Genomic DNA, 26,816 nt, shown 5'->3' with positions numbered 1-26,816 from the left:
CCGCTTCAGAGTCGAGGATCAGGTCGTGTTTGCCGGTGAGGATCAAACGGCGGAACATCGACATGGAACAAGAACGCGTGCTGGTAGTACCGACTTCGGTCTTCCACGAAGTCGGCCGTTTTCAAGGGTTTTGCAGCGACCCCGGGCCGTATTTGGACGAACTGCTGAAACCCGAGCATGTTTCCTTTCGGCCGAGAGCCGAGGTCGAGCAAGACCCCTCGTGGAAGCAATTGATTCCCTACTGTATTTTTTGCTGGCAAGATGCCGAAGGACGCGTTTCGGTGTTCCGTTACACGCGGGGAACCGGCCAAGGAGAAAGCCGACTGCATCGAAAACATAGCGTCGGCATCGGTGGACACATTTCCGCGGTCGACGCCCGTCAGGGAGACCCGTACCGAGAGGGAATGCGACGCGAACTCGAAGAAGAAGTATGCATCCTCAGTGATTACACCGAGCGGTGTGTCGGGTTGATCAACGACGACGAAACACCGGTCGGCACAGTCCACTTGGGGATCGTTCACCGCTTCGACCTGGTCGAACCGAAGTTGGAGCCGAACGAAGCCGAGATCACCGAGACCGGTTTCGTGTCGGTGTCGGAGCTCTTGGCAAACCTCGACGGTTTTGAAACCTGGTCGCAAATTTGCTTGCGGGGACTGTTCGGGCGGTAGAGCGGCGAAGATCCGTTCGCCGGCCGATGTGCCGATGCTACCCAAAGGAAACCGAAAAAACGATGGCCGACGTGGTGTATCTCGACAATCACGCGACGACCCGTTGTGATCCGCGGGTTGTCGAGGCCATGTTACCGTACTTGACCGAGCTGTACGCGAATCCGGCGAGCACGACCCATGAGTCGGGACGACGGGTTCGTGAGGCGGTGGAAGAGGCACGTTCCCGAATTGCCGCGTGTGTGGGGGGGCGTGGCGACGAGGTGATTTTCACCAGCGGCGCGACCGAGGCCAACAACCTGGCGATCCTCGGCGTATGGCGTCGTCGACGAAAGGAACGGTCGCACGTGGTGACTTCGGCGATCGAGCACCCTTCGGTTCTCGAGGCGGTGTATCGTATCGAGCGAGAGGGAGGGCAGATTACCGTTCTACAACCGGAACGTCACACGGACGACACTCCCGGAAGAATTGATCCGGAGTGGGTCGCCGAGGCGCTGACGCCGGAGACGTGTCTGGTTTCGATCATGGCGGCCAACAACGAGATCGGTACGCTCCAACCTGTTGCCGAAATTGGCGAAATCTGTCGGGAGCGGGGAGTCGTCTTTCACGTCGACGCCGTCCAGGCGATGTCGACACAATCCGTATCGATCGACCGGTGGAATGCCGACCTGATCAGCATTTCGGCCCACAAAATCTACGGACCGAAGGGAATCGGAGCTTTGGTGGTTCGCCGTCGCAGGCCACGAGTACGGTTGGAACCGTTGATCGTCGGTGGAGGCCACGAGCGAGGTTTGCGAAGCGGAACATTGAACGTGCCGGCAATCATCGGATTTGCAGTCGCGTGCGATCTGTTATCGGCTGAACGGGAGTCCGAAGCCGCGAGACTGCGAGGCCTTCGAGATCGCCTGTACCGTGAACTAGTGGCTCGGATTCCCGATATTCGCCTCAACGGGCCCCCTGTGGGATCGGTCCATCGGCTTCCGAACAATTTGAACGTGTTGATTCCGCAAATCGAAGGCGAAACGCTGTTGATGCACTGCCCGTCGATTGCGGCGTCGTCGGGCGCCGCTTGTAGCTCGGCAAAGCCTGAGCCCAGTCATGTTCTTACGGCAATCGGGTTGCACGAAGACGAAGCAAGGTGCAGCGTCCGGTTCGGGCTGGGACGCTTCAACAGTGACAGCGACATTACCCAAGCGGTCGACGCGGTCGCCGAAGCCGTTGCGCGATTGCGGCGGACTGTAGGGCAGTGAGTGGAAACGCGTCGGGAACCGCCCTGTTGCCAATGGCGCCTTCCCTCTCCTACAATCACCCGAAGTGAACGGCAGGCAAAACGACCGCGGCATGCGCAGCCGCGATTAGTGGCGAAGTTCATCATCGAAAAGGATCCATCCGTGAGTGGAAACGAATCGGAAAGAATCTATATCGTCGGAATCGGTGAGGACGGCTTGTCGGGCGTTACCGACTTCGCCCGGCGAGTGATCGAAGAAGCCGATGTACTGATCGGCGAGTCGCATGCCCTGGCATTGGTCGGCCGTACCAAGGCCGAGCAAATCACGACACCCGGCGAATTGAGCGAAATTGCCGCCACGATTGAAAAGAATGCCGGACGTAAAACCGTGCTGCTGGCGATCGGCGATCCGCTGTTTTACGGTGTGGCTCGATACCTGTGCGATCGGTTGGGCAAAGACCGTTTCGAGGTGTTGCCGCACGTCAGCACAATGCAATTGGCCTTCGCCCGCGTGAAGGAAAGCTGGGAAGAAGCGTACTTGACGAATCTGGCGAACCGCCCGCTGGAAGATATCATCGACGTGATTGCCGTCGCCGAAAAAGTCGGGTTGTTTACTACCGAGGCGTATCCGCCGGCGGCCGTTGCCAAGGCGTTGCTGGCCCGCGGAATCGACACCTTCACGGTGTACGTATGTGAAAATCTCGGTTCACCCGACGAGCGGGTGACCCACGGTGAATTGGCCGACATCGCCGACATGCAATTCTCGCCGCTGAACGTCATGGTATTGGTTCGGAAACCCGATGTACCCGACCGACCTCGCGAGATGTTCGGACGACGGCTTTTCGGGAACCCCGATGAGGTGTTTCTCCAGAGCAAGCCGAAACGCTGCCTTCTTACACCTCGCGAGATTCGCGTGATCGCGTTGGCGGAACTGGATCTCGGTCCGTCCAGCATCGTGTGGGATGTCGGTGCGGGAAGCGGTTCGGTGGCGATCGAAGCCGCACAACTTTGCCGCGAGGGAACCGTCTACGCCATCGAGATGGATCCCGACGACATCGAGTTGACCAAAGAAAACGTTGCCCGGTTTGAGGTGAATAATGTCGTGCCGGTGTTCGGAAGGGCACCGGAAGCGTGGAGCGATCTGCCCGACCCGGACGCCGTTTTCGTCGGAGGAAGCGGTCGGCAGGTCGTCACCCTGTGTGAGCAGGCGTTCGTGCGACTAAAACCGGGCGGGCGACTCGTCGTGACCATGGGAAGCATCGACAACGTTGCCGACGTCCATCGGACGCTGCGCGGTCATTGTCACGACGTGCAGGTGCTGTTGATCAACGTGGCTCGAGGGAATTACCAGCTCGACCGCGTGCGATTCCAGCCCGTCAGTCCGACGTTTCTTGTGTCGGTCGTCAAGCCCACGAAATGATGCTGCGGCCTCGGTCGCATGTCTTCTTCGGAGGTTGCTGGGTGTGGGAAGATTGGTGATTCAGGGGGTACGGCGTGTTTCTTGAGACCTTTGGAAACGAGGTCGATCGTGTCGATGTGATCGCAGTCGGAGCCCATCCGGACGATGTGGAAATCGGATGCGGCGGCACGGTGGCTCGGTTGGCGGACCAAGGATACACGGTAGGAATCGTCGATTTGACCGACGGAGAACCGACGCCGCGTTCACCTTCGCCGGATGTGCGCATCGCCGAGGCCGTCGAGGCGGCCAGAATTCTCGGCGCTGCATTCCGTTGTATCCTTCCGTTGACGAATCGCCGCCTGTTCGACGATTTCGAGGGGCGTGTCGCCCTGGCGACGGTCTTTCGCCGATTTCGCCCCCGGCTGGTCTTGGGCTTGGGGGCCCCGACACCGCTGGCGTCCCCCGATCACGAGCAGGCGGGTAAATTGACCGAGGCAGCCGTGTTTTATTCGCGCCTGTGTAAATGGGACTCGCATTTTGACGGCCGAGCGCCGCATACCATTGAGCGGTTGATGTATTACTACTTGGCAACCAGGGACTTGGATCCCGTGCGCCCGGGCGCGTGGGGAATTGTTCACGACATCACCGACACAATCGACCGCAAGATCGAAGCGATTGCCGCGTACCGCACGCAGTTCGAACAACGCCCTGAGGTGCTCGAGCGTCTGAAGGCGATCAGTCTCCAACAAGGGCAAACGGCGGGCTTTGGTGCCGGGGAGGTTTTGGGGGTGCCGGGCACCTTGGGAACGAGAAACTTGATGGGGTTGTTCTTCGACTGATGTGTCGTTGCGAGCCGGAGACGCCCTTACCGGAGAGAACGTAGGCTTCTCAGGGCGTTCAACGTCTCTTTCAAGTCGGGCCAAAGCGGTGCTTCTACGTGGAATTCGCGGCCGTCTTGAGGATGTTGTAGCGTAAGACGATAGGCGTGGAGAGCTTGGCGGGCAAGAACGATACGGTCATCTCTTTCTCGGCCTTGCAGCTCACCCAGGGTGATTTCGGCCCGACCGCCGTAGAGTTTGTCGCACAGGATCGGGCAGCCGATATGCGCCAAGTGCAGACGAATCTGGTGGGTGCGGCCCGTCTTGGGGCAAACACGAACAGCCGCAAACCCATCGAATCGCTCGACGACGTGATAGATGGTTTGGGCCGGTCTGGCGTCCGGGTGATTGCGGCGAATCGCCATCTTCTCGCGCTGTTTGGGATGAATTCCGATCGGTTCGTCGATCAGGTCGCTGTCTCGATCGGGAATTCCGCAGACGATGGCAAAGTATTCCTTGCGGATGGATCGGTCGGCAAACTGTTGGGCCAAACCGGTGTGTGCGCGATCGTGTTTGGCGATCAGTACGGCACCGCTCGTATCACGGTCTAGGCGGTGTACGATTCCCGGTCGAGTGGGGCCTCCAAGTTTGCTCAATCGGCCCCCGAAGCGGTACTGGACGGCACCGGCCAGTGTTCCGGACCAATGGCCCCGTGCAGGATGCACCACCATGCCGGGCGGTTTGTTGACGACCGCCAGCCAATCGTCTTCGTAGACGACTTCGATCGGGATCGGTTCCGGTTTGGGAGATTGTCGTGGAATCTCGGGGAGAACGAGACGAACTTTTTGTCCGGCCTTCAAGCGGTACGACGGTTTGCCTCCGTGGTCGTCGACTTGTACACCGCCTGCGGTGATGACGCGCCGCAAGTGAGCGCGGCTGTATTGTTGCAAGCGATACGTCAAGAACACGTCAAGCCGCCAGCCTTCTTCGGCTGACTCGACAACCAGCTCGACCGGCTTGCCGGCTTCAAACCGTTCGAGAGCCGAGGCGTGTGGAGCCGTCATGAGGACGATGCCGTTGGACGCCGGATCAGTTTTCTTCCGTTGCCGGGGAAGTTTCCTGTTCGTCGGCGGATGCGGAGCCTTCTTCAGACGATGTATCTCCGCCGGGCGCGGTCAGCGCAGGTCCCGGACCGGCCTCGTCAGAACCCGATAGGTCCGGGGATTCGGAGTCGGAGTTTGCCGGTTCGTCGCCTGCACCGGACTCATCAGAGGGTTCGCCTACCACGTTGGGAACATCCCCGCCGGTCGGAAGGTCGCCGGGATCGAATCCCATGCCGTCGGACGTCGGCAAATCGAGATCGCCGGCTCCGGGAGCGGGTGGTTCGTAGGCGGCCAGCGCGTCGAGCATCTTGAGCGTGTCTTTGCGTTGCAGCATGACCGTTCGGCGTTTGGCCATGTCGAGATAACAGCTTTGAGGAAACTCTTCGATAAGCTGCTTGTAGTATTCGAGTGCCTTATCGGCTTCGCCTTGCCCTTCGCTCGTAGACGCCAACGCCTCGTAAGCCCGCGCCAGCCCCCACAAGGCCCGTTCCTTGAGTTCCTTGTTGCGTGGCCGCTCGTAGATCTGCATATAAGCATCTAATGCCTTGCGGATCTCATCCGCGGCGTCGGCCTTGTTGACGGTCAATTGGTTGCACCCCTGTTGCAGATGAAGATCTGCAGCGATCAACAGGGCCATCTGACCGCTCGCCGTTTTGTTGTAGTTTTCGTAGACGTCTTCGAGATTGGCCGTTGTGCCTACGCGGAGGGCCGCCCAAAGCGCCGACGCGGCTTCTTCGCGGTACGATCGAGATCGATTCGTTTGGACGATGTACAAGACAACCGCCAAGACAATCAGCACGCCAATCCCCCCGATCAATCGACCGTGAGGGGCCAGTTTCCGGTACCACTGGACGAGCCATTCGGCAAAATCGTTGTGCTGCAACTCGTGTCGGCGTTCGCGTCTCATGTCAGGCGTTCTTTTCGCTGGAAAATGGCATTCAACAGCCGAGGATCGCATGGAAGGGGGAAGTGCCGACGAGGTAAACCTCTCGGCGATCGAAAGCCTTGAATATAGAAGGAGATACACATCGCCGTCAAGGCAAGCCGCGATCGTCCCGATACGGATGGGCCGCGGTGACGGAACGCCGTGGATCGCATGCCTCGCGACAAGAAAAACGCACGAGAGCACCGAGTTCGATCGGCACTCTCGCGCCAGTGAGGTAACTCGCGGATCGTTCCCGTTTCGCGTCCGGCAGAACTACCGACGACACCGCCCCATTCAACCGGCGGTCGGCTGAAATTAGTCGCCCACGTACGGCAGCAGCGCCATGAAACGGGCTCGCTTGATGGCCTTCGTGACGGCATGTTGACTCATCGCGGAACACCCGCTCTTGCGACGGCCGATGATCTTTCCTTGCCGATTCGTCAGTTTCTTGAGCAAGTCGATATCTTTGTAATCGACGTACAAGGGGCGAGGGTATTCGCCGCCGACCATCAGGGGGTCCCGTTTGCGCCGCTTTGCTCGAACTCGCTTCTTTCGTTTTGCCATCGTGTACTCGACTCGAAATAGGTCAGAAATGCTGCGTATATCGCCTTGGTCGGGCACCGCGAAAACACTGGCCAAGTAGGTGCCGACACTCCTCACTCGACAAAGACCTTCAGTTTATCGACTTGGCGAAAAAACGCAAGTCGCCCGCCGCTGGGAACTTATCCAGCAGCACGCCGGACCGGCGGATGAGTCGTGTAGGTTTTGCAGAGCCCCTAGGCTGCCTAGATTCTTGTTGGTGGAATTCACGTCGATTGGTGTCGGGATGATTAAAAACTCGCCGACGGTTTCCGAGGAAGGATTTGCAAGACAGTTTTGCTGTGGCGTGTCTTAAATGTTTGTGTTTTAAGAAGTTACGTTTTGTGTTGTGTGTTGGTCCCCCCACTTGAAAAGGGCAGTTTCTCTCGTTAGGCTAAGCTTATGATCGGTGTCCGAGCTTGCCCGCTGAGGACGCCGATCGCAGATTCGCGACCGTCGGATTTCGATGGAGTCCGACGTATCGGCGAGTCGATCATTGTGTTGACAATAAATTCGGCGGCGTAGCTCAGTTGGTTAGAGCAGCGGAATCATAATCCGCGTGTCCGGGGTTCGAGTCCCTGCGCCGCTACTTGTATCCGGGAGGTCGTCGACCTCCTTTTTTTACGCGCCGACGGTCTGTTTCGGGGTGGTGTGTTGCGGGCATGTTGGAGCAGAGGAATAGCGATAGCGATGACAAGACGGTGCATCTTCTTTCTGTTCGCTGTCGGCCTCGGAGTAGCGGCGGCATCCGGCAGGCAATGTCGCGCCCAGATTGATCCCCAGGCCACGCGAGAAACCAAAATCCTCTATCGCTGGCTGAAAGAGCTCGCTCCCGAGACTCTTTTGTTCGGGCACCAGAATACGATCGTCACGGGCATCGGATGGAAATCCGACGATCCTGCCGATTGGAAAAGCGACGTTGAACGAGCGGTTGGCGACTTTCCTGCCGTGTTCGGGTTCGATTTCATCGACGGTGTCGAGGTCCGAAAACGCCAAGTAGAGGAGGTATTTCGCCGCGGAGGAATCATCACGTACAGTTGGCACGCGCGGAATCCCGTCACCGGCGGCAATTACCTCGATAAGCGAGGAGATGCCGTTCGGGCGATTCTGCCGGGTGGTGCCAAGCATGACTACTGGTGTCATCAGTTGGATCGCGCCGCTGCGTTTTTTGATTCTCTCGAAGTCGACGGCGTCAAGGTTCCGGTCATTTTTCGGCCGTTTCATGAAAACACGAACGGGCATTTCTGGTGGTCGCACGAGGGCGTGCAACCTGAAGATTTCGTGCAGGCGTGGCGATTCACCGTTACCTACCTGCGAGATAGAAAAGGCGTGCACAACCTCCTGTACGCGTACTCTCCCTCCCGTCCTGCTCAGTTGAATGGGCTGACCGACGGACGATACCCGGGAGATGATTGGGTCGATATCGTCGGTTTCGACTGCTACTGGGGCGGGGGAAACATTGCCGACATGATTCGCGAAAATTGTCGTGTGATTGTGCGTTTTGCCCGTGAGCACGGAAAAGTTGCCGCGATCACCGAAGCCGGTGTCGGTCAGGGGATCTCCAACGCGACGATCGACGATTGGTTTACGCGGTGCATCCTCGAGGCCGTCTATAGCGACGAAGACACACAGCAAGTCGTCTATTGGCTGACCTGGCGCAACGCCTCGCCCGAGCACCATTGGGTGCCGGTGCCCGCGGAGCCATTGCACGCTGATTTCGTGCGGTTCTACCAGGACGCGCGGACGACATTCTTGGGCGATCTCCCCGACATGTACGGCCTGCGTACGTCCTCTGCCGCTGAGTAGAGCTTCGGTTTCTGGGCAAGGCCCCCCATTGTTACGCTTGCTTGACACCCATGCGCCGGTCAACTAGCATCGTCGGTGTTGAGTGACTCATCTTTCGCAATCGTCTTGCCATTGCAACGTGCCGCATGCTGCGGAGGAAGGGCCAAGCATCGATCGAGACGCAGGCGGCGTGCGATCGACGGAGGCTATGCCATGCCTTTTCGGCGGCGCGTGATGACGGGAACAGAGAGGCCGATCATGGAGAAGCTTGCCCGGATCGCAGCGGCGGTCTTGTGCTTTGTGCTCGGTGCGCGCTCGGCGTTGGCTCTCACCCCGCAAAGCCCGGAAGTTCGTGCGGCCGTCGAACGCGGGCTCAAGTTTCTTGAAGCGGATGCGGGGTCGGAGCGGATCGGCGCTCTGGGCGAAGATGCGTTGATCGGCTTGGCCTTCTTGAAGGCGCATCATGCCGACCATCCGTTGGTGGCCAAGTCGGCCGACCGAATTGCTCGCGCGGTACCCGGTTCGCACCAACCCGGCGATTTTCCCATCGGACGTTGGGATATCTACAGCACCGGTTTGTCGCTGATCTTTCTGTGCTCTTATGATCCGATTCGTTATCGGAACGAGATTACGGCAATCATCGATTACTTGAAGTTTCGGCAAAAGTCGCATGGCGGATGGGGTTACCCGCTGAACGATCCGGAGCACGGGAAGACGGGAGATACATCGCAGACGCAGTACGCCGTCTTGGGTTTGTGGGAAGCAATGCAGGCCGGAATCCCGGTCGATCCGGGGCCGCTGGATCGCGTATGCATGTGGCTCATTCGGACACAGGACCCCGGCGGCGGCTATGCGTATCAGGGCCATCCGGCACCGGGAAACCAATTGGTGCGACAACCCGGAGTGCGCATCGGGATGGGGGTTGCCGGAACAGCTTCGCTATACGTGTGTGCTTCTTTCCTGCGTCCTTCGGAATCGGAAGGCGACGACGGCTTGCCCGGTGCGGTTCAACGTGTGCCGGACCGGGCGCAACAACGGGGGATTCGGTTTTCGGTGTCGCCCGCGTTGATTCGTGCAGGCCTGAATCGGGGCAACATGTACATCGAGCAAAACTTCAAAATCGACTCCGGAATGTACCGCTACTATTACCTGTACACCGTCGAGCGGTACTTTTCTTTCCGCGAATTGGTGGACGGTCGCGGAAACTGGCCCGACTGGTATACCGCCGGTGCCGAGTACCTGTTGGAGCATCAAGAGAAGGACGGATCTTGGATCGATCGGTGCGGAAAGGTGCCGGATACGGCCTTCGCGATCATGTTCTTAGTCCGTTCGACGCAACAAGCCATTCAAAAGGCCAGGGATTTCGGCCCCGGTGTCCTCGTCGGGGGGCGTGGATTGCCGAAAACCACCGGTAGCGTTCGTTTGGAAGACGGGCGAGTCGTTGCGTTGCCTGTTCGCATTTCGCCGGAGGACCTGACGGCCGTGTTTGACGATCCCGACAAGGCTGAATCGCTTCGGAAACTTGAAGCCCTGGGGAACATGTCGGGTGAGGAAGTCAAGAAACTGCTGGTTTCCGACATCGGTGAGAAACTAAAGGAATTGGCCGGAGATCCGTCTCCTGAGGCCCGCATGGCGGCGGTGCGAGCACTTGGGAAGGCGGGCAACCTCGAGTATGTCCCGGTCCTGATCTATGCCCTGACCGATCCGGATCCTGCGATCGTACTGGAGGCGGATCGAGCCCTTCGACGGTTGAGCCGGCAATTGACGCCCGGCTTACCCGCCGGGTTCGACGAAACGCAACGCGCGAACGCAGTCGCAAAGTGGAAGCAGTGGTATCGGTCGATTCGGCCGGATGCCGAATTCGAGCATTGAGATTCGGAGCGAGGGGCGCCCCGTGTTCGGCGATTGCGTCGTGTTCGGGAACACGTCAGAATGGGGGCCGCCGCGCTTCCAAGAACGCCGAGCATGCGGATCGATGGACAAAGCTCGGTGAAACAACGGAGAAAAGGTGAGTTCAACGAGGATGCCGGAATTCATTCCGCAATTGCACGATTCCGACTACGCGCTACAGACGACCGCCTACGATCGAGCGGTGAGCGTCGTGCTGTCGTTGTTGGTCTTGCTGGGAATTGCGGTTTTGATTTTGGTGGTCATCTGGTTCACCGGACACACGAATGCGAACCAAACGGCGGTTCCGATCGACTTGCAACCTATCGGTGAAGGTGATGCACCGATCGGGGACGATATGGAGCTCGACACCGAGAACCTCGGGCAAGAAGAAGATCTTGAAGATCCGGAACTCAAAGACGCTTTGGCGAACGTTGCCGACGCCGTCTCGTCGAAGCTCGCGATGCTCGATAACCCGATCTTTTCTGATCCGAATAATCTGGAGCGGGGAGGTAAGAAAGGAGATTTGCGCCGCAGCGGTGGAGGGACCGGCGGAACCGGAAAGCCGCGACGATGGGAGCTTATTTTCGATAAGGGAAATACGCTCGAAACGTATGCCCGACAGCTCGATTATTTCAAAATCGAACTGGGAGTCCTCCTTCCGGACAATCGCGTGCAGTATGTGTCTAATCTGAGCAGCTCACGGCCCACCGTCCGTACCGGTCCCGCCGATCAAGAAAAACGCTACTATCTGACGTGGCGGCAAGGAGATCTGATGCAGGCCGACTTGGAATTATTGGCCAAGGCGGGCGTCTCGGCATCGGGTAAGATCATTCTCAAGTTCTTACCGCCGGAGGTCGAGCGGAGGCTGTACGAGCTCGAACAGGCCAGAGCGGGAAACCGCGCCGACCGCGTGCTGCGAACGCGGTTTGGGATTCGTCCCCAAGGAAACGGATTCGACTTTTTCGTGATTGACCAAAGCTACCGGTAACACCTTACGTCATCGACATCAAATCGTCCCAAGCTAGTAGGTGAAACGTTCTCATGGGTCTCGACATTACGGCAATTACGCATTACCTAGGTAACGCCACGTACATCGCCTTGGGGCTGGTGGCGATCTGGGGCGCCTTTTGTGTGGTGATGGTGTTTCGTCGGGTCGGCCAAACCCGTTTTCGAAATGAACAGGCACAGGCCGAGTTCTTGGCGCGACTCGACGAACTGCTTTCGCAAGGCGCTTTCGATGAGGCGATCGCCATGTGCGAGGACGATACCCGGGCGATGCCGCAATTGGTGCGGTTGGCCCTTATGAATCGAAAGCTCGGCGTGTCGCGTTTGCGAACGTTGATCATCGAGCGGTTTCAACGAGACGTGTTGGCCGACCTCGAGTATCGGCTTACATGGGTGTACACCGTCATCAAGACGGCACCGATGCTCGGATTGTTCGGAACCGTATTGGGGATGATGGGGGCGTTCAGCAAGTTGTCGTCGGGCGCGAAGGTCGATGCGACCCAACTGGCGAGCGACATCAGCTTGGCGTTGATCACGACGGCAATGGGCTTGGCGATTGCGATTCCGTTGGTGATCTGTACGGCGAACGTGAGTGTGCAGATTCGCAAACTGGAAGATCTGGTGGGGACAGGGCTCAGCCGTTTCTTCGAGTCGCTCAAGTACGTACTTCCTGCCCATCCGGCCGCCGGGCAAACGCCCCAACAGGCTGCGTCGAGCCAGTGGAGCTGATCGAGACTTTTCCTGCAAATGCCTTTCGCAGTAGGCCGACACGATGCCGCAGTCGAACCTGCAACAATTCTTGAATGCTGAAGAGAGCGGAGCGATCAATTTTCGGCGTCCGCGACGTGAGTCGGTCGATCCGGACATTACGCCGATGATCGACGTCACTTTCTTGTTATTGATATTTTTCCTTGTTGCCTCGTCGATGGATGTGCAAAGTAGTGCGGAAATTCCCGAGGCCCGCTACGGTACAGGTATTCCCCAGCAAGAATGTGTGATCTTGACGGTAGCCGAGCGTTCCGGCGGGCGACTTCCTTTGGTGTACCTGGGAGATGGTAAGAAAGGGGAGCCGCTGCCCGACGACATCGAAGCCCAAGAACGCTTGATTGCCCAGGCGGTTGCGGAAGGACTTCGAGCGGGCAAGAGCCGCGTGCTGATCAAGGCCGAAAAAGGGGTAAAAAACCGTGATGTGACGCGCATCGCCGCGGCAGCGTCGCAAGAACAAGGCGTGCGCATCTACTTAGGAGTGGTTGACAAGAAATGAACGCTTTCGCGACGAGCTGTCGTGCACGGTGAGCTTTGACGGCACGAAAACGCTTCGTTCGGCGGCGGTGAGTGAACTGAGAGATGGTCGTATTCAATTGTCACAATTGCGGAAAATCGCTCTCGGTGAAAGACGAGTACGGAGGGCGAAATGTACGCTGCCCGCACTGTCGCACCGTCGGGCGTGTGCCGATGGCCGGCCATCGGGAACCTCCGGTCGAGGCACCGCCGTTGCCGGGGGCCGATAATCCGCAGGCGATCAGTTTTCGGTCTTCCGTCGGCGAAGAAGACGAGGGACTGGATATGACGCCGATGGTCGACGTTACTTTCTTGCTGCTCATTTTCTTTATGGTGACGGCCGCATTCAATCTACAAAAATCGCTTGAAGTGCCGCCGCCCGACCAACAAGAAGAGGCTGCGCAAAGCCAAACCCTCGAAGAACTCGAAACCGATACCGATTTCATCATCGTGCGGATCGACGCCGACAACTATATCACCGTCGACGGAGAGGATGCGCCCAGTGAGCAAGAATTGCTTTCGCGATTGCGGGAAGCCAAAGAGGGAGATCCGGCGAGTGCGGCTTCGGGGCCGACGGGCATGCTCGTCCTCGCCGATGGCGACGCCCGCCACGAAACGTTGGTAATGGTCCTTGATGCCGGCAACGCCGTCGGAATGGAGCGAATCCGCGTGGCGACCCTTGACGAAACGGAATTGTGACGACATTCGGAAGTGACTCGCGGCTGAGGCAGAAGGTGACATGCCTCGCAACGCGACCGATTTCTCAAGCAATATGGGCACCCCATGATCTCGGCATCCGACTTCCTGACGCTGCTTGAAGAAAAGGACCTCGTTCCGCCCGAGGTGATTGCCGATCTGCGCAAGAAGATCGACGAAGCCGCGAACGGCCCGAAACCGCTGACGGCGCCGATGGTCGCGAGGTTCCTGGTCGATCGGGGATATCTGTCTCGGCTTCTCGCCCAACGACTACTCGACAAGGCCTCGCAGGATTCTTCAAGTGAGGAAAGAAAACGTCCCGAGCCGTTGCCGCTTTCGGGAAGTGATTCTCGGTTGGATATTCCCGGCCCCGGATCCGTGGGCGAGGAAGATATCGGAGACGTGCCGGTCGAAGTTGTCGACGAAGACGAGGAATTGGGGTTCGCCGACGAACCGCCGGAAGCCGAGTCTGTGGAACCGTCTCCCGAGACGGCGTCTTCGCCCGCGGCTTCAGACCGGCAATCGATGCAAACCACCGCACCTCCGAGTGCCTCCGGTGGCTCCGTGGCCGGGGGCTATGGGGTGCCGCCACAGGCCGGCATTCCCGGATATCAGCAGCCGGCCCCGGCCGCACCGCAACCGGGAGTGCCGCCGACTCCCGGAACGATCCCCTCGTCCATGCCGGGGACGGGGATACCCGGGGCGCTTGGCGGCGGAATGGAACCGTTGCAGGGACCGGCACCGCCGGTCAAGAAACGTCGGAATGTGTGGGAGTCTCCCTTATTGCTTTGGGGGGCGGGCGGTGTCTTGCTCCTGTTGTTCGCGGCCATCGCGCTGGTATGGATCTTGAATCGGCAAGGCGGGGATGAGCTGCTGGCCGCGGCCGACGACGACTATCGTAGCGCTTCGTACACGCAGGCGATCCATAAGTACGATATGTTCTTGGAGCGGTTTCCGAACCATCCCGAAGTCGGAGCCGCTCGGGTACGTCGAGGTTTGGCGCAATTGCGGCAGGCCGTCGAAGGGGCGCCTCCCGACGAAGCGCTCGATCTGGCGCAGGAAGTACTTCCCCAGATCGACGACGAGGAGGTATTTCGTGCCGAAGCGGAAGGTGAGCTGACGGCTCTCTTGCCGAAGCTTTCTGAGAAGTTGGCGCAGCGGGCGTACGAAAAACGCGATCCTGATTTGGTCGATGCCGCCGAAGAATCGCTGGCTCTCTTGGAGCGGTACGTGCCGAAAGAAAAACGGCCGCAAACACGGTTGGCCGATATTCAGGCCTTGCTCGATGGTGCGCGTCGCGAAATCACGAAGGAAGACAAACGCGTCGAGGCGATTGCCGAGATCAAGAAGCTTTTGGAAAGCGGAAAATCAGACCAAGCCTACGATGTGCGCCGTCGCTTGTTGAAACAATATCCCTCGCTCGCTTCCGACAAAGAGTTGCAATCAGTCATCGCGCAGGTGACCGAATCGGAAGGGAAGCGAGTGACGTTTTCGGACGAACCGGTCGGCGCTCCCGTGCGGCACAATGTCGAAAAACAACCGGACCAAGCGGCGTTGGCCGCAGTCGTGCAACAGGGGGAAGCGGCCGTTCCTGAGGGGACTCGCCTATTTGTAGCGGTATCGGGAAGTCTGTTCGCGCTCGATGCGACCGACGGCAGTTTGAGATGGACGCATCGTGTCGGGGCAAAGGTCGCCGTCAACGCCGCCCCCTTGTTGCCGGTGTCACTTGGAAACAAGCCCGGCGACGATGTTCTTGTCGTCGACTGGAACGCTGAAGCTGTCGAGCGATTGTCATCGGCAGATGGGACCGTTCGTTGGCACAAGCCGATCGGTGAAGCCGTCGATTCAATGCCTGTCGTGAATGGGGACGACATCCTCGTGGCGACGCGCAGCGGGCGAATCATCGTGTTGGATGCTGAAGCGGGGGAATCCCGAGGCGCTTGGCGATTGCCGCAAGAATTGACTCTCGCGCCGGTCGTCGATTCTCGGCGGCGTCGATGGTACCAGGTCGCTGCCCATTCCAACCTTTTCGTAATCGAACCCGAGGCCCAAGCCTGCCGGCAAGTCGTCTATCTCGGACACGAAGCGGGGACGATTCGCGTGCCGCCGTTGTTTATCGATCCGTATCTTTTGCTTTTTGAGGAGACGGGCGAGAAAACGCGATTGCGTGTGTTCAACGTGGAAAATGCCGATGACGATACTGTACCCGTTATCGAGGTCCAACAGTTGACGATCGACGGGCTGATTCGGAGTCCGGCGATCGTATTCGGCTCGCGTGTGTTGGCGGTGACCATCGACGGAGACCTCCTCGTCTACGAGTTGCGCGGCGGGGAACCGGACGAGCCGGTAACGTTTCTCGCTTCAGGCAAGCGCCAAGAACTCGCCCGCCGGGAAGGGCCGGGAATCCATTACGCGACGTACGCCGAGGGCAATGTGTATCTCGCCGATTCGCAATTGACGAAGTACGAATTTCAGGCTTCGGCAAGACGTTTGCTTCCCAAGTGGATTGCCGTCGAGCGAACTGCGGCGTTAGGGCCGCCGGTCGTCCTCGGCAACACCGTTTTCTATTCGGCGAGGGAAACCCGGCAGCCGGGAGTGGTCGTGGCGGCGGTCGATACGGAGTCGGGAGAAGTACGCTGGAAAGTGCGGATCGCGATTCCCGCCGAACCTTCGGTCGATGCGCAAAGGGAAAGCAACGCAAACGTTCCGTATTTCGTGAGTCGATCCGGCGATGTGTTTCGCCTTTCGGGGGAGCCGAAAGACGGCGTGCTGCTCAGCGCGATGCACGTCGGCCTGCCGAAAGAATCGGGGCCTCTGCGGCGGCTGATTCGGGTGAACGATAAGGAGTGGTTGGCGTATCCAGCCGAGATGGAAGATCATGTCTGGAAGATTCAAACGAGCGACGATGCGACGGCCTCGCAGGCGACGGCCGTTCGTTTTCCGGAACCGGTAACGGCACCGGCGGCCTTCGTAAACGGCCAATTCATTACGGCAAGCGAGGGCGGCCACGTATATGCGGTAAACTGGGAGAGCGGTAAGGGCGAATATCACCCCTTGCAACTCCCGGCGGCTCCACGTGAACGATTTACGTGGGTCGACGCCGTGGGAACAGCGGAAGGCGAAGCATTGCTGGCCGACCGCGAGCACGGCATGTATCGCGTGCGCCTTCGCGATGCACCGACGCGACATGTGGCCCTGGAAGCCGCGGTCGAGGCAGACGTGACGGATTGCGGTATCGTGATCTTGGGCGATATCGTGCTTACCGTCGATTCTCGTCATACCATCCATGCACACCGCTTGCCCGATTTGGAATCGGTAGGCGAGCTGGAATTGGAAGGGCGTTGTGCCTGGGGACCAATTGCCGTCGGTGAATACGCATTCCTGGCAACGGATGACTCGCGATTGTGCGTTATCGACGCGTCACCGAAGATTTGCGGTCGGATCGAACTCCAAGGCGATCGACCGGTGGGGCGACCGTGGCCTTTGGGGAAAGACGTGCTTCTCGCGACGCGACGCGGCCTCGTGTTGCGTGTTGATCCGGCCCAAGGAAAGATCCTCGATCGGTCGGAACTGCGCGTTCCGCTTGCGACGGGCCCGGTCGACATCCAGGGGACGATCGTCGTAGGAACGACGGACGGACACCTCGTCTTCCTCGATGCCGAGCCTTTGTTGTCGCTGAACGAACCGAGTAAGGCGTTGCAATTCCGGCACGAACCATGATTCGACATACTTGTGACGTGATCGATCGACGCCCGGAGATTCGCGACGGCGGGGGCATGGAACCTCGTCGCAAGCCGCGTCGTGCGCCCTTGCGCGGTATGACGGCGTGGGGGTGGAAATCGCTCGTATGGTTTTTTTGTGTGCTCGTGTTGGGCGTGTTGCCCGGGCCGGTTTCGCTACGCGCTCAAGAGACGGAACCGCAGGGCGTGGCGGAGTCGGAAGTCCCCCTCTACGACCGCCTGCCGTATGACGAAATCCAACTCGACGCGGCGAACGACAATCTCATATTGAAGGTCGAGCCGATCGAGTGGCCCGACGGCCGTTTTCCCGAAACGTTGCCCAAACAAGGGTTCTTGGAAGTCGAACTGGTCGATAAGCCCGGCGAAAAATATCGCGTTGCCTGGCCGCATGTCGTCGAGGTGCGACCGTTTCCTCAATTGATCCTGAATGAAGCGTCTCGCTTGATCGACGAGAAAAAGTTCGAGTCGGCGTTCGATCACTTGCTCTTCATGATCGACAACTATCCCGAATGGCCGGGACGAGACGAAGTATACGCCAAACTGTTATTGGCCGAGTCGCAAGACTTCGTGGATCGACACGTTTACGATCGAGCGTTGGCCGACCTTGAACGACTGTATGAACTCGACGCAGAGTATCCAGGCTTGCAAGAAACGTACTCGTTGGCGATCGACAAGTTGATCGAAGATTATGTGTCGCGCAACGAGGTTCCGGCCGCACGCGAATTGTTGGAAAGGCTTGAATCGCACTATCCTGACGATCCTGCGGTTGCAAAATGGAGGCAACGTTGGATTGCCGAAGCGACGAAATTGGCCGAACAACTGCGTGCGGCACTCGAAGCCGGAAGGGATCGCGAGGCGGCTTCGTCGGCCCGCAAAGTGTTGCAAATATGGCCTGCTTTACCCGGCATTGCCGAGCCCGTGCAAGAGGCTTTTCGGCGTTTTCCACGCGTGCGCGTCGGCGTGTTGGGGTTCGCCGACATCCAGGACCCGGCATCACTTTGCGACTGGAATGCACGTCGGACCGGTCGATTGCTGTACCGCACCTTGATGGAGTTTACCGGCCCCGGCCAAGAGGGTGGTACATATGTGTGTCCGTGGGGAACCTTGCGCATCGAGAATCTCGGCGCGAGGTTGTCGTTGACCCTGGAGACCGAACGGCCTTTTCCGAATGCGGCGGAGTTGACGTTTTCTGCGGCTGACTTGGCATCCTACATGCTCGCTATGACGTCGCCCGAGTCGGCGCAGTACGCCCCCCAGTGGGCGTCCATTGTCGAACGCGTGGCAACCCGCGAAGGCCGGGTGGTCGACGTCGATCTGCGACACGCGTTCGTGCGTCCTGAGGGACTCTTGCGCTGCCGGATCGGTCCGTGGGTGATGGTCGGCGCGAACTGGCACGACGAAGAACCGCCGGGAACGGGGCCGTACACCCCGGTGCCTTCACTATCCAATGAGCGGGAACGCGTTTTCCAAGAACTTGCCGGGTATGCAGCCAAAGAAGCCGCCCAACCGGCCGAGATCGTCGAGGAGTACTTTGCTCGCGGTCGGGACGGCTTGCGGGCGCTCCGCCGCGGCGAAGTCGACATCGTCGACCGGATCAACCCCTGGGAACTGCCGATGGTTCGGGAAGAACCGGGCATCGTCGTGGAACAATACGCGGTTCCTTTGGTGCATTGTCTCGTGCCGAATCTGGAACGCCCGTTGGCCGGCAATCGGGATTTGCGGCGTGCAATCGTGTACGGAATCAACCGCGAGCGTATCTTGAACAATCTGCTCGGTGGGAGCGAAACGCCGGGCTGTCAGGTCGTCAGCGGCCCTTTCGCTCAAGGTGTGTCGTTCGACGATCCGCTCGATTACGCCTACGACGATACGATTGAGCCTCGGCCGTACGATCCCGCCTTGGCGTTGGCACTCGGCGAGGTTGCGTTCTCACAGGCGGCTGCGAAGGCCGAGAAGGGCGGCGAGCCTTTCCCGGATTCGCTTGAGTTGACGATCGGACACCCACCGACGGAGTTGGCTGCCGAAGCGTGCTCCGAAATCGAAGAACAACTCGAGTTACTGGGGATGGAGATAGAGCTCGTCCCGATGACTTATTCGCAGTGGCAAACACAGGGTGATGAGATCGACTTCTATTATTGCGAAGTCGCCATGTGGGAGCCGATCGTCGATGTCTACCGATTGTTGGGAAAAGGAGGGCCTGTTCGGGGAGAGGTCTCGCCTTATCTACTCCAAGCGATGGACGAACTGGCCGAGGCCGTCGACTGGCGTGAGATCGGACGCCGACTCCGCAAGATCCACCGGCTTGTTCATGACGATGTGACCATCATTCCGCTGTGGCAACTGCGTGACTATTATGCCTATCGCAATCGACTGGATCCCGGCGGGCGTCAGCCGGTCGTCTTGTACCAGAGCGTGGAAAAGTGGCGCATTCAACCACCGATGTTGGAGACGCAATGAATCGGTTGAAGATACCGAGTTCGTGTTTCTTCGCTGCGGCGGTCGGCCTTGCGTTCGCAGTGTCGAATGCCCCCAACCTCTGCGCGCAATCGATGTGGGAGCTGACGCCGTACAAGGTTCGTATCGTGATTGCCGCAGATGACTGTATCGAACTCGAATCGTTGCTGGAGAGCGAAGTGTTGCCGGCCGTGGTGGCGTCGCTTGATTATGCGGCCGCGGCGCGCTGGGATGTCTCGGGGGGCATGTGTCCTCCCAGTTTGCGTTCGGTGATTCTGGCGGATTGGAACAACGTAGACAAAGACGCGTTTCCCGAAGATTGGCGCGATCCCAAGAAGTGGGACAAGGTCATTCTCGTCGTCGTATCGGAAGAAATCGACGGACTGCACTTGAGGGCCTGCGATTGGGATGTCGCCTTGGAGTCGTTTGGAGTTCCCGTCGAGGGCTACGCTCCCGACAGTTCACTGTTGTCGGAGGCCGTTGAAGAGACAGTTCGTAGAGCTTTCACGCCATTGGCTCGAATTGCCGTCATCGAATCTGATTCGGTGCAATTACGGTTGCGGGCAGGGGCTTTGCCGGCTCGAGACGAGCGGTTGGATCAGATTGCGGTCGGCGCCATCTTTGAATCGTTTGTGCGATACGAAGATCGGTTCGGGAAGGCGCGGGCGATCGTGCGAGTTCCTTGGTCGTACTTGCAAATCGACCAGGTCGAGGACGGAGGGAAGCTGATCAGCAGCGTGTATTCGGGCTTGCGGAATGCGTTCAGCGCCAGACGGCGCGGACGCGTGCGCCAGATCACCCGTCTAGTGCGTCCGCAGGAGGGAACGACGCGATTGGTGTTGTTCTCACCGGGAGAAGAAAAGACGCCCTTGGTCGGCTACGACATCTACGCAAAGTCGCCGGGTGAAGACCATTATCAGCGGATCGGACGGACCGATTTTCAGGGCGCGGTCGAGATTTCTCCGGTTGACGTGTCACCCTTGCGAGAATTGATCGTCAAACACGGCTCGCGTCAATTGGCCCGTTTACCGGTCGTCCCCGGTCTGGAGCCGGTTTTGGAAGCCGCTCTTCCCAATGACGACCAGCGTTTGGCGGCCGAAGGATACTTGATCGGCGTCCAGGATGAACTGATGGATTTGGTGACGCGGCGGACGTTGTTGCTCGCTCGTGCCCGTCGCGCTTTGGAAAACGGTGATTTTGACACTGCCGATCGCCTACTGACGGAGGCCCGAGGCCTGAAAACGCGCGAGCAGTTCGTCAACGAGTTGACTCAACAACAACAGCTCACCGTTTGTGACGATCCCGCTTCGCAGCGACGCGTCGATGCCATGTTCGACGAGATCAAGAAGCTGGTGGTTCAATTCTTGGATCCGTCGGAGGTCGAGGCGTTGACCCAGCAGTTGGAGCAAGCCCGACAAAGCAAGTAACGGTTCCCAAGGGGGGCGGGCGCGGTCGGCTCGTCCAGAGAAACGCGGCGGCCTTCCTTCAAGAGCTTACGGTTCGCGGTCGCGGGCGTTCCAAGCCTAGGGGTTCCAGTTGACTGCCCAGTCGGTTCAAGGCTTCTCGCGGGCTTAGGTTCATGAGCGGTCGTTCCGTCGCCTGCCAGCCGTCCGGTCCCAGACGGAACCAGGCGACCGCTCGTTGCAGGCCGAGTGAACGATCGGCGAATGTTTGGCCGGGCATACGAACATCAATCGCGATGCCGACCAGCGCCGAGATTTCGCCGGTTTCACGATGCCGCACGAAAAGAATTTCATCTTCGAACTCACACTGGACGTCATCGACATCCACTTCGGCACGGCGAGCTACCAAGCAAACGAAGCTTGCTTCCAGATGTTCCCGACGGCGGCGAAACGATCGCTTTGCGTCGGCAATCCGGCTGCGGGATAAAAAGCGACGAGCGGGCGTCCATGCCAGACCGGCGACCATGAAAAGCACAAGAACGGTCGCTGACACCACGAGGACTGGGTGGAACATTATTTCACCCTTTCAGGACTCCCTTCTTTCGAGACACATGTATTCTACGCCTTCGTAAACCCGCCACGCAACCAAAACGCGCGAAGGCGGAATCCACATGCCTACCCTGGGGCCCCTCGAGGTGTCGTGTCGAAAACTAGGCCGATGGGGTACCTACCGCGAAGTTCCATTCGTCGAACACCGCGCAGGCGCTGTAGAACGATACCGACTCGTCCCAAGTGAACCCCGCGATAAATCCTCCGTTTTGTGGCTGGAACACCTTTACGAGGCGTTGAATCGTTTCCCGCGGGCCGCTTTCTTCCGTGTCGGAAGATGAAGATGTTTCAATAGCGGGCGCTGCCCAGATTGCCAATTTTCCCCTGATTGATTCGGCGCTTCGTTCTAAGTCCCATCCCGCGAGATCGGTGTGGAGGCAATCGATACCCGCCTCGATCAGTTCCGGAAGTATCTTCGTGATGTTACCGGTTACGCTCAAGAATACGAACTTGTCGGCCTCGCACAAGATTTCGCCGTAATGGGCCAGCCGCGGCAAAATGTGATTTCGCAGGACGCCGAGCGGCAGGTTGAGCCGATTTGCATCGGCCCAGTCGTCGACCAGCATGATGCCGTCGACGTTGCTTTCGGCCCATTTTTCGATTTCTGCAGTATTGTACGTGTCGATCGCCTCAAGCAGCGCAAAGATGTCGGACGCAGTATCGCGTATCTCGGTCTGAAAGCGTTCTTCGCCGACGAGCGAGATCATTCGACGAACGAGACTAATGTCGGTCCACGGCAAAACGAAGCGGGATGATTCGGCCGCGATTTCGTCCACCGGAGTCGGGTCGAGATTTTCGACGACCTCCATTGGCGGCTCGTACGTGCACATCTTCTTTTTAGAGGTAATCGCGGGCCGAAGTAGTGTAGCAGACCCGTCCGTATGCGAAATCTCCCAGGTGCATCCCCAGGCATCGGTATAGGCGCCGGGCGTGCTCCGATCGCCCGAAGTGCGCTTGCCGGCAGGATAAAATCCGGACGGTCGCTCGAAATCGCTAGGGAACCGCAGCAACAGCTCGGCGAGTTCATCACGGCGACGGGACATAGATTCGGGCGGAAGCCACAAGTCTCGCGGGATGCGGTCGACCGGTTCGAAGTTCAACGCATTGACGACCCGTTCTCGTGACGTTGTCATGTCCTGATTCTCGCCTGAAGAAACCGCAGATGTCTCGTCGATGCGAACTGTCATGTCGAGCGGCGCCGTCTGCCGACGGCCCATGACGATCGAGCGATAATCTCCCATTTCTAGCTCAATTCTGCAAAGGGTCAAGACTTGGCTTCCAAGTGGCTTGAGGAAGGCTCGCCGGGCCGTCTGCATCACCGAACGAGGCGTCGGACGGCAAGTACGAAAGCCCAGGACTTTGCCGTTCATGGCGCGGAAAATTCGACACAATCGGCTCGCCTAGTCGCCGAACCCCATTGCGGTTACGCTCCACTTGCTCGGCCCGGCCGACACGCCCACAGGAAGTGAACTAGACTTGTTGGGGAAATAGATCGCGTCGGTGGATTCCGGCGCCTTGCGCATCCGTGGACGGCGGCAACAGGAGGGGCGACGTTCGATGTGGCTTTTTGCTCGTGATCCGAAACTGGATGTTCGCAGCTTCATGCTGAAGCTGGTCAACAATAATTGTCCCGACTTACAAGACTTCGAATTCGGGAATCGCGCCGAAAGCCGTGTACGGATGACCGTCGTGACGCTGGTCATCCCGTTTGAGAACAAGAAGCCCGACTTCACGAAGATGTTCGCCGCTGTGACGAAGGAAGTTTCCAGCGGGGGAGCATCCCTCGTGTTGAGTGAGCCTCGGGGCGTCGATGAAGTGATTTTGGCCTTCCGCCATGAGGGCAATACGCAGTTCGTGCACGCGAAGGCTATTCACCTCAGCCCGATGGGAGCCGGTTTCTATCAGCTCGGCGTGCAGTACCTTCGGATGCTGCATCCCGCGGATTATCCCGGGCTGGCCGACATCACGTTTTGATTCGCGGCGGAAAGGTGCAGCAAGAAACGAAAGTAGCCCCTCGGCCGCCGAAGAAGCGGCGAGCCGAAGGGGCCGACAGTACCGAACGGTCAGCGTTCCGGACCGCTTCCCTACAGTCGGCGCACGGCACGTAGGATCGGCGGGACGCATGCACCGCGCCCGTTCGAAGCTCACCCGGCTTTCTTCACGCTGATGCGCTTCGGCTGAGCGGCTTCGTCCTTGGGCACCGTGATCCGCAGCACACCGTTGCGGTATTCCGCCTCGATCTTATCGGCATTGACCGCAGCGGGGAGCGGGATCACCCGCTGGAACTTGCCGTACTGCCGTTCCACGCGGTGATAGGTCTTGCCTTTTTCTTCCTTCTCTTCCTTGCGTTCACCGCTGATCCACAGTTGCCCTTCCTTGAGTTCCACCTGGAAGTCTTCGGGGTCCATGCCCGGCAGGTCGACCGTCAACTCGAACTCCTTGTCCGTCTCGGCCAGGTTGACCCGCGGAGCATACCACGGCGCGCCATGGCGGCCGTTGGTCTCAGCCCCGAAGAATTGCTCCATCAACTCGTTCATCTCGCGCCGCAAGGTGTCAAACACACGGTCCGGAGCCGTCGCAGTCCAAGGAACCAAGGTCCTCGTCATGGCTACACCTCCTTTCCGCCTGTTTCACCTTGATGATTCGCCTGCCGGGGCAATGCCCGGCTACCACGGTTCACCATATCTTCTCCGGCAATGCCGGAACGCCGTCGTAAGGAAAGGTTTATATTGATCGCGTCTCGTAACTTCGTCTCGTCGGCCTCCGTGCTTTTCACCGCCGAGATGCCCGTTTCCTGTAGGGCGCCGACGGAGACGATCGAGGCGCGGTTGGTGTCGGGGCTTCTCTTGCCGCCGTAGATCAGCATTTGCAACGGGCGTGCCAAAATCAAAAAAGAGCACGTCGGCTGTTGCATTGATGGGCGGATTTGTCGCAAGTTGTCTTCTGTTCGTGGTTTGCGCTGTGTGGCCTGCCCCTGATGGCTCCCGCCCATCGGTGGTCGCGTTGCGGCAAAACGACAAATTTTGCGGCAGGCTTGCTGTCAATTTGGCAGACATTGCCGCCTTTGCCGGGAACGGATTCGTTTGGGCAAAGCAGCTCCCTCAGTCGGGTGGGTACCGGGAAGTCGTAGCGGTCGGTTTTCGGCGGTGGACGGTGGACGCTGGATGGTGGTGATTCGTCGGGCCTGTCTGCCAAATTGGCATACCACAAGGCCGGGTGACTGCCAAACGTGTGCCGAACGGACTTTGGGACATTCGACGTAACTGTAGTCTGTAAAATGTCTTATGAATTTGTGTCTTGATCGGCACGCTTCTTGCTTTGGGAGGGGGCGATTCCTGTTCGGGGATTCGTGTGCGGATGGCGATCGACTGCCCGACGGGAAGCTGCACGATTTTGGCTAGAAAGAAATACCTCTGTGGTGGGCTGTTTCGCTTCGACGAGCCGAGCGTCGGCGAGTGTCGGGGCAGAAACGGCCGGATTCGGCATCGGTCCATGATTGCGACCGTTGGAAAAGGAGGAACCCACTGTGGCGAAACAAATGCAATTCGAGGAAGCGGCCCGGCAGTCGCTTGCCAGCGGGGTGAGCAAATTGGCTCGTGCCGTGAAAGCGACGCTCGGCCCGCGGGGGCGGAACGTTGTGCTCGACAAAGGATGGGGATCCCCGAAGATCACCAAAGACGGCGTGACGGTAGCCGAGGACGTCGATCTCCAGGATCCGTACGAGAATCTTGCGGCCAAGCTCGTCCGCGAAGCGGCTTCCAAGACGAACGATGTCGCGGGTGATGGGACGACCACGGCGACCGTTTTGGCAGAGGCCATCTACACGCGCGGCCTGAAGATGATCGCCGCCGGCGCCGATCCGATGGCCTTGTCGCGAGGCATTCATAAGGCCGTCGAGGCCGTCGTCGAGTCGATTCGCAAGCAGGCCAAGCCGATCGATCCGAAAAACAAAAAAGAGATCGCCCAGGTCGGCACCATCGCCGGGAATAATGATCCGTCGATCGGGGCCGTGCTGGCCGACGCGTTCATCAAGGTCGGTAAAGACGGGGCCATCACCGTCGAGGAAGGCAAACAGGCCGAGACGTACGTCGAGGTCGTCGAAGGGATGCAGTTCGACCGCGGTTACCTGTCGCCGCACTTCGTCACCAATCCTGACGAGCAGGTGGCTGAACTCGAAAACTGCCTCGTGCTGGTTCACGAGGAAAAGATTTCCAACGCCCGTGCGTTGGTACCCCTTCTCGAGGCGGTCAGCAAGGCGAATAAACCGCTGTTGATCGTCGCCGAGGATGTCGAAGGTGAAGCGTTGGCCACGCTGGTCGTGAACAAGCTTCGCGGCATCTTGAATGTGTGTGCCGTCAAGGCGCCTGCGTATGGTGAACGCCGGAAAGCGATGTTGGGCGACATCGCCACCCTGACCGGCGGTAAGGCGATCTTCAAGGACCTGGGGATCAAGCTCGAGTCGATCAAGCTCGCAGACTTGGGAACTGCGAAGAAGATCGTCGTCGGTTCCGATTACACGACGATCGTCGGCGGCGGCGGAAAGAAAGAAGAGATCGCCGGTCGTTGCGAACAGATTCGTCAGGAACTCGAAACGACCACCAGCGATTACGATCGCGAAAAACTCCAGGAACGGTTGGCGAAATTGTCCGGTGGTGTCGCGCAGATCTACGTGGGCGCCGCCACCGAAACCGAAATGAAAGAGCGTAAGGCCTTGGTCGACGATGCGAAAGCCGCGACCCAAGCCGCCTTGGCCGAGGGCATCGTGCCCGGCGGTGGTGTGGCACTGTTGCGCAGTGCCGACGCCGTTGCGAAAGTGCAAGCTTCGGGCGACGAGGCTTTGGGCGTGCAAATCGTGGCCGATGTGCTTGAGATTCCGTTGCGGACGATCGCCGAGAACGCCGGCCAGTCTGGGGCCGTCGTCGTCAACCGCGTCAAGGGGATGAAGAAGACGGAAGGCTACAACGCCTTGACCGACACCTACGGCGATATGTTCGAGCAAGGAATTATCGACCCGGCGAAGGTCGTTCGGGTAGCGATCGAAAATGCTGCAAGTATTGCTTCGCTCCTGTTGACCACATCGTGCCTGGTGACCGAGATTCCCAAGAAGGAAAAACCGTCGGACAACAACGGTCAACCCGGCATGGACGGAATGGGGGGCATGGACTTCTGAAGTCCGCCGGGTACGGGCTTTGATTGAGAAACGTTTCCTCAAAAAGGTCGAGAATACAGATAATCGGAA

22 protein-coding genes and 1 tRNA gene are annotated in these 26,816 nt (G+C 58.9%); 17 read left to right on the top strand and 6 right to left on the bottom strand.

Going from position 1 to position 26,816, the window contains the following annotated elements; translation table 11 throughout:
- The first annotated feature begins 62 nt into the window (after positions 1-62).
- The 4 genes from ACYQ2I_RS11645 to ACYQ2I_RS11630 all read left to right on the top strand — a co-directional run bounded on the left by ACYQ2I_RS11645 (position 63) and on the right by ACYQ2I_RS11630 (position 4,131).
- Positions 63-668: a phosphoesterase gene (locus ACYQ2I_RS11645; RefSeq protein WP_460167185.1), complete on the top strand. Its 606-nt coding sequence runs from the start codon at positions 63-65 to the stop codon at positions 666-668.
- Positions 669-730: 62 nt separating this feature from the next.
- Positions 731-1,915, top strand: a complete 1,185-nt coding sequence (locus tag ACYQ2I_RS11640) for a cysteine desulfurase family protein (protein WP_460167184.1) — start codon at positions 731-733, stop codon at positions 1,913-1,915.
- 141 nt (positions 1,916-2,056) lie between these two features.
- The gene (gene cbiE, locus ACYQ2I_RS11635) at positions 2,057-3,313 is read left to right on the top strand and encodes a precorrin-6y C5,15-methyltransferase (decarboxylating) subunit CbiE (RefSeq protein WP_460167183.1); all 1,257 of its coding nucleotides are present in this window, start codon (positions 2,057-2,059) and stop codon (positions 3,311-3,313) included.
- Positions 3,314-3,387: 74 nt separating this feature from the next.
- On the top strand, positions 3,388-4,131 hold the full coding sequence (locus tag ACYQ2I_RS11630; RefSeq protein ID WP_460167182.1) for a PIG-L family deacetylase: 744 nt from the start codon (positions 3,388-3,390) through the stop codon (positions 4,129-4,131).
- Positions 4,132-4,157: 26 nt separating this feature from the next.
- Here ACYQ2I_RS11630 and ACYQ2I_RS11625 read toward each other — a convergent pair whose 3' ends face one another.
- From ACYQ2I_RS11625 to rpsR, 3 genes are all read right to left on the bottom strand, one after another.
- Positions 4,158-5,174 carry an RluA family pseudouridine synthase gene (locus ACYQ2I_RS11625; RefSeq protein WP_460167181.1) on the bottom strand — a complete coding sequence of 339 codons (1,017 nt, stop codon included), beginning with the start codon at positions 5,172-5,174 and terminating at the stop codon, positions 4,158-4,160.
- 25 nt (positions 5,175-5,199) lie between these two features.
- Positions 5,200-6,120 (bottom strand): tetratricopeptide repeat protein, encoded by a 921-nt coding sequence (locus tag ACYQ2I_RS11620; RefSeq protein ID WP_460167180.1) that lies wholly within the window; start codon positions 6,118-6,120, stop codon positions 5,200-5,202.
- Between the two features lie 333 nt (positions 6,121-6,453).
- Positions 6,454-6,702, bottom strand: a complete 249-nt coding sequence (gene rpsR, locus ACYQ2I_RS11615; RefSeq protein WP_460167179.1) for a 30S ribosomal protein S18 — start codon at positions 6,700-6,702, stop codon at positions 6,454-6,456.
- A 530-nt stretch (positions 6,703-7,232) separates the two neighbouring features.
- On the opposite strand from rpsR, the gene ACYQ2I_RS11610 reads away from it, so the two are divergent.
- The 11 genes from ACYQ2I_RS11610 to ACYQ2I_RS11560 all read left to right on the top strand — a co-directional run bounded on the left by ACYQ2I_RS11610 (position 7,233) and on the right by ACYQ2I_RS11560 (position 21,455).
- Positions 7,233-7,306 (top strand) — tRNA-Met (locus ACYQ2I_RS11610).
- A 101-nt stretch (positions 7,307-7,407) separates the two neighbouring features.
- Positions 7,408-8,523, top strand: a complete 1,116-nt coding sequence (locus ACYQ2I_RS11605; protein ID WP_460167178.1) for a glycoside hydrolase family 26 protein — start codon at positions 7,408-7,410, stop codon at positions 8,521-8,523.
- A 1,518-nt stretch (positions 8,524-10,041) separates the two neighbouring features.
- Complete coding sequence (locus ACYQ2I_RS11600; protein ID WP_460168414.1) at positions 10,042-10,374, top strand: HEAT repeat domain-containing protein; 333 nt, start codon at positions 10,042-10,044, stop codon at positions 10,372-10,374.
- Between the two features lie 151 nt (positions 10,375-10,525).
- Positions 10,526-11,380 carry a hypothetical protein gene (locus ACYQ2I_RS11595; protein WP_460167177.1) on the top strand — a complete coding sequence of 285 codons (855 nt, stop codon included), beginning with the start codon at positions 10,526-10,528 and terminating at the stop codon, positions 11,378-11,380.
- Between the two features lie 53 nt (positions 11,381-11,433).
- Positions 11,434-12,126, top strand: a complete 693-nt coding sequence (locus ACYQ2I_RS11590) for a MotA/TolQ/ExbB proton channel family protein (RefSeq protein ID WP_460167176.1) — start codon at positions 11,434-11,436, stop codon at positions 12,124-12,126.
- A gap of 43 nt (positions 12,127-12,169) precedes the next feature.
- Positions 12,170-12,661 (top strand): ExbD/TolR family protein, encoded by a 492-nt coding sequence (locus ACYQ2I_RS11585; protein WP_460167175.1) that lies wholly within the window; start codon positions 12,170-12,172, stop codon positions 12,659-12,661.
- Positions 12,662-12,744: 83 nt separating this feature from the next.
- Positions 12,745-13,377: a biopolymer transporter ExbD gene (locus tag ACYQ2I_RS11580; RefSeq protein WP_460167174.1), complete on the top strand. Its 633-nt coding sequence runs from the start codon at positions 12,745-12,747 to the stop codon at positions 13,375-13,377.
- 84 nt (positions 13,378-13,461) lie between these two features.
- Positions 13,462-17,094, top strand: a complete 3,633-nt coding sequence (locus ACYQ2I_RS11575; RefSeq protein ID WP_460167173.1) for an outer membrane protein assembly factor BamB family protein — start codon at positions 13,462-13,464, stop codon at positions 17,092-17,094.
- On the top strand, positions 17,091-19,568 hold the full coding sequence (locus ACYQ2I_RS11570) for an ABC transporter substrate-binding protein (RefSeq protein ID WP_460167172.1): 2,478 nt from the start codon (positions 17,091-17,093) through the stop codon (positions 19,566-19,568). Before ACYQ2I_RS11575 ends, ACYQ2I_RS11570 begins: the two co-directional genes overlap by 4 nt.
- Positions 19,565-20,992, top strand: coding sequence for a hypothetical protein (locus ACYQ2I_RS11565; RefSeq protein WP_460167171.1), 1,428 nt, complete (start codon positions 19,565-19,567; stop codon positions 20,990-20,992). The genes ACYQ2I_RS11570 and ACYQ2I_RS11565 overlap by 4 nt, the downstream gene beginning before the upstream one ends.
- A gap of 244 nt (positions 20,993-21,236) precedes the next feature.
- On the top strand, positions 21,237-21,455 hold the full coding sequence (locus ACYQ2I_RS11560; RefSeq protein WP_460167170.1) for a hypothetical protein: 219 nt from the start codon (positions 21,237-21,239) through the stop codon (positions 21,453-21,455).
- A 223-nt stretch (positions 21,456-21,678) separates the two neighbouring features.
- Here the strand turns inward: ACYQ2I_RS11560 and ACYQ2I_RS11555 are convergent, their stop codons facing one another.
- On the bottom strand, positions 21,679-22,710 hold the full coding sequence (locus ACYQ2I_RS11555) for a hypothetical protein (RefSeq protein WP_460167169.1): 1,032 nt from the start codon (positions 22,708-22,710) through the stop codon (positions 21,679-21,681).
- 424 nt (positions 22,711-23,134) lie between these two features.
- Between ACYQ2I_RS11555 and ACYQ2I_RS11550 the strand changes: the two genes are divergently transcribed.
- Entirely contained in the window at positions 23,135-23,551 is a 417-nt protein-coding gene (locus tag ACYQ2I_RS11550) for a hypothetical protein (RefSeq protein ID WP_460167168.1), read from the top strand.
- Positions 23,552-23,721: 170 nt separating this feature from the next.
- Here ACYQ2I_RS11550 and ACYQ2I_RS11545 read toward each other — a convergent pair whose 3' ends face one another.
- Positions 23,722-24,183 carry an Hsp20/alpha crystallin family protein gene (locus tag ACYQ2I_RS11545; protein WP_460167167.1) on the bottom strand — a complete coding sequence of 154 codons (462 nt, stop codon included), beginning with the start codon at positions 24,181-24,183 and terminating at the stop codon, positions 23,722-23,724.
- Positions 24,184-24,185: 2 nt separating this feature from the next.
- Positions 24,186-24,467, bottom strand: a complete 282-nt coding sequence (locus tag ACYQ2I_RS11540) for a hypothetical protein (RefSeq protein ID WP_460167166.1) — start codon at positions 24,465-24,467, stop codon at positions 24,186-24,188.
- Positions 24,468-25,103: 636 nt separating this feature from the next.
- Between ACYQ2I_RS11540 and groL the strand changes: the two genes are divergently transcribed.
- Positions 25,104-26,747: a chaperonin GroEL gene (groL, locus tag ACYQ2I_RS11535; RefSeq protein WP_460167165.1), complete on the top strand. Its 1,644-nt coding sequence runs from the start codon at positions 25,104-25,106 to the stop codon at positions 26,745-26,747.
- Positions 26,748-26,816 lie beyond the last annotated feature (69 nt).

It is taken from the genome of Thermostilla marina (genome assembly GCF_054657455.1).
This window is presented reverse-complemented; position numbering and strand designations above follow the sequence as displayed.

What these genes read in the sequence shown, in the direction of transcription:
- ACYQ2I_RS11645 (WP_460167185.1), top strand. Translation starts at nt 63, where the DNA reads ATGGAACAAGAACGCGTGCTGGTAGTACCGACTTCGGTCTTCCACGAA.
- ACYQ2I_RS11640 (WP_460167184.1), top strand. Translation starts at nt 731, where the DNA reads ATGGCCGACGTGGTGTATCTCGACAATCACGCGACGACCCGTTGTGAT.
- ACYQ2I_RS11625 (WP_460167181.1), bottom strand. Translation starts at nt 5,174, where the DNA reads ATGACGGCTCCACACGCCTCGGCTCTCGAACGGTTTGAAGCCGGCAAG.
- ACYQ2I_RS11620 (WP_460167180.1), bottom strand. Translation starts at nt 6,120, where the DNA reads ATGAGACGCGAACGCCGACACGAGTTGCAGCACAACGATTTTGCCGAA.
- rpsR (WP_460167179.1), bottom strand. Translation starts at nt 6,702, where the DNA reads ATGGCAAAACGAAAGAAGCGAGTTCGAGCAAAGCGGCGCAAACGGGAC.
- ACYQ2I_RS11605 (WP_460167178.1), top strand. Translation starts at nt 7,408, where the DNA reads ATGACAAGACGGTGCATCTTCTTTCTGTTCGCTGTCGGCCTCGGAGTA.
- ACYQ2I_RS11600 (WP_460168414.1), top strand. Translation starts at nt 10,042, where the DNA reads ATGTCGGGTGAGGAAGTCAAGAAACTGCTGGTTTCCGACATCGGTGAG.
- ACYQ2I_RS11595 (WP_460167177.1), top strand. Translation starts at nt 10,526, where the DNA reads ATGCCGGAATTCATTCCGCAATTGCACGATTCCGACTACGCGCTACAG.
- ACYQ2I_RS11590 (WP_460167176.1), top strand. Translation starts at nt 11,434, where the DNA reads ATGGGTCTCGACATTACGGCAATTACGCATTACCTAGGTAACGCCACG.
- ACYQ2I_RS11585 (WP_460167175.1), top strand. Translation starts at nt 12,170, where the DNA reads ATGCCGCAGTCGAACCTGCAACAATTCTTGAATGCTGAAGAGAGCGGA.
- ACYQ2I_RS11580 (WP_460167174.1), top strand. Translation starts at nt 12,745, where the DNA reads ATGGTCGTATTCAATTGTCACAATTGCGGAAAATCGCTCTCGGTGAAA.
- ACYQ2I_RS11575 (WP_460167173.1), top strand. Translation starts at nt 13,462, where the DNA reads ATGATCTCGGCATCCGACTTCCTGACGCTGCTTGAAGAAAAGGACCTC.
- ACYQ2I_RS11570 (WP_460167172.1), top strand. Translation starts at nt 17,091, where the DNA reads ATGATTCGACATACTTGTGACGTGATCGATCGACGCCCGGAGATTCGC.
- ACYQ2I_RS11565 (WP_460167171.1), top strand. Translation starts at nt 19,565, where the DNA reads ATGAATCGGTTGAAGATACCGAGTTCGTGTTTCTTCGCTGCGGCGGTC.
- ACYQ2I_RS11555 (WP_460167169.1), bottom strand. Translation starts at nt 22,710, where the DNA reads ATGACAACGTCACGAGAACGGGTCGTCAATGCGTTGAACTTCGAACCG.
- ACYQ2I_RS11550 (WP_460167168.1), top strand. Translation starts at nt 23,135, where the DNA reads ATGTGGCTTTTTGCTCGTGATCCGAAACTGGATGTTCGCAGCTTCATG.
- ACYQ2I_RS11545 (WP_460167167.1), bottom strand. Translation starts at nt 24,183, where the DNA reads ATGACGAGGACCTTGGTTCCTTGGACTGCGACGGCTCCGGACCGTGTG.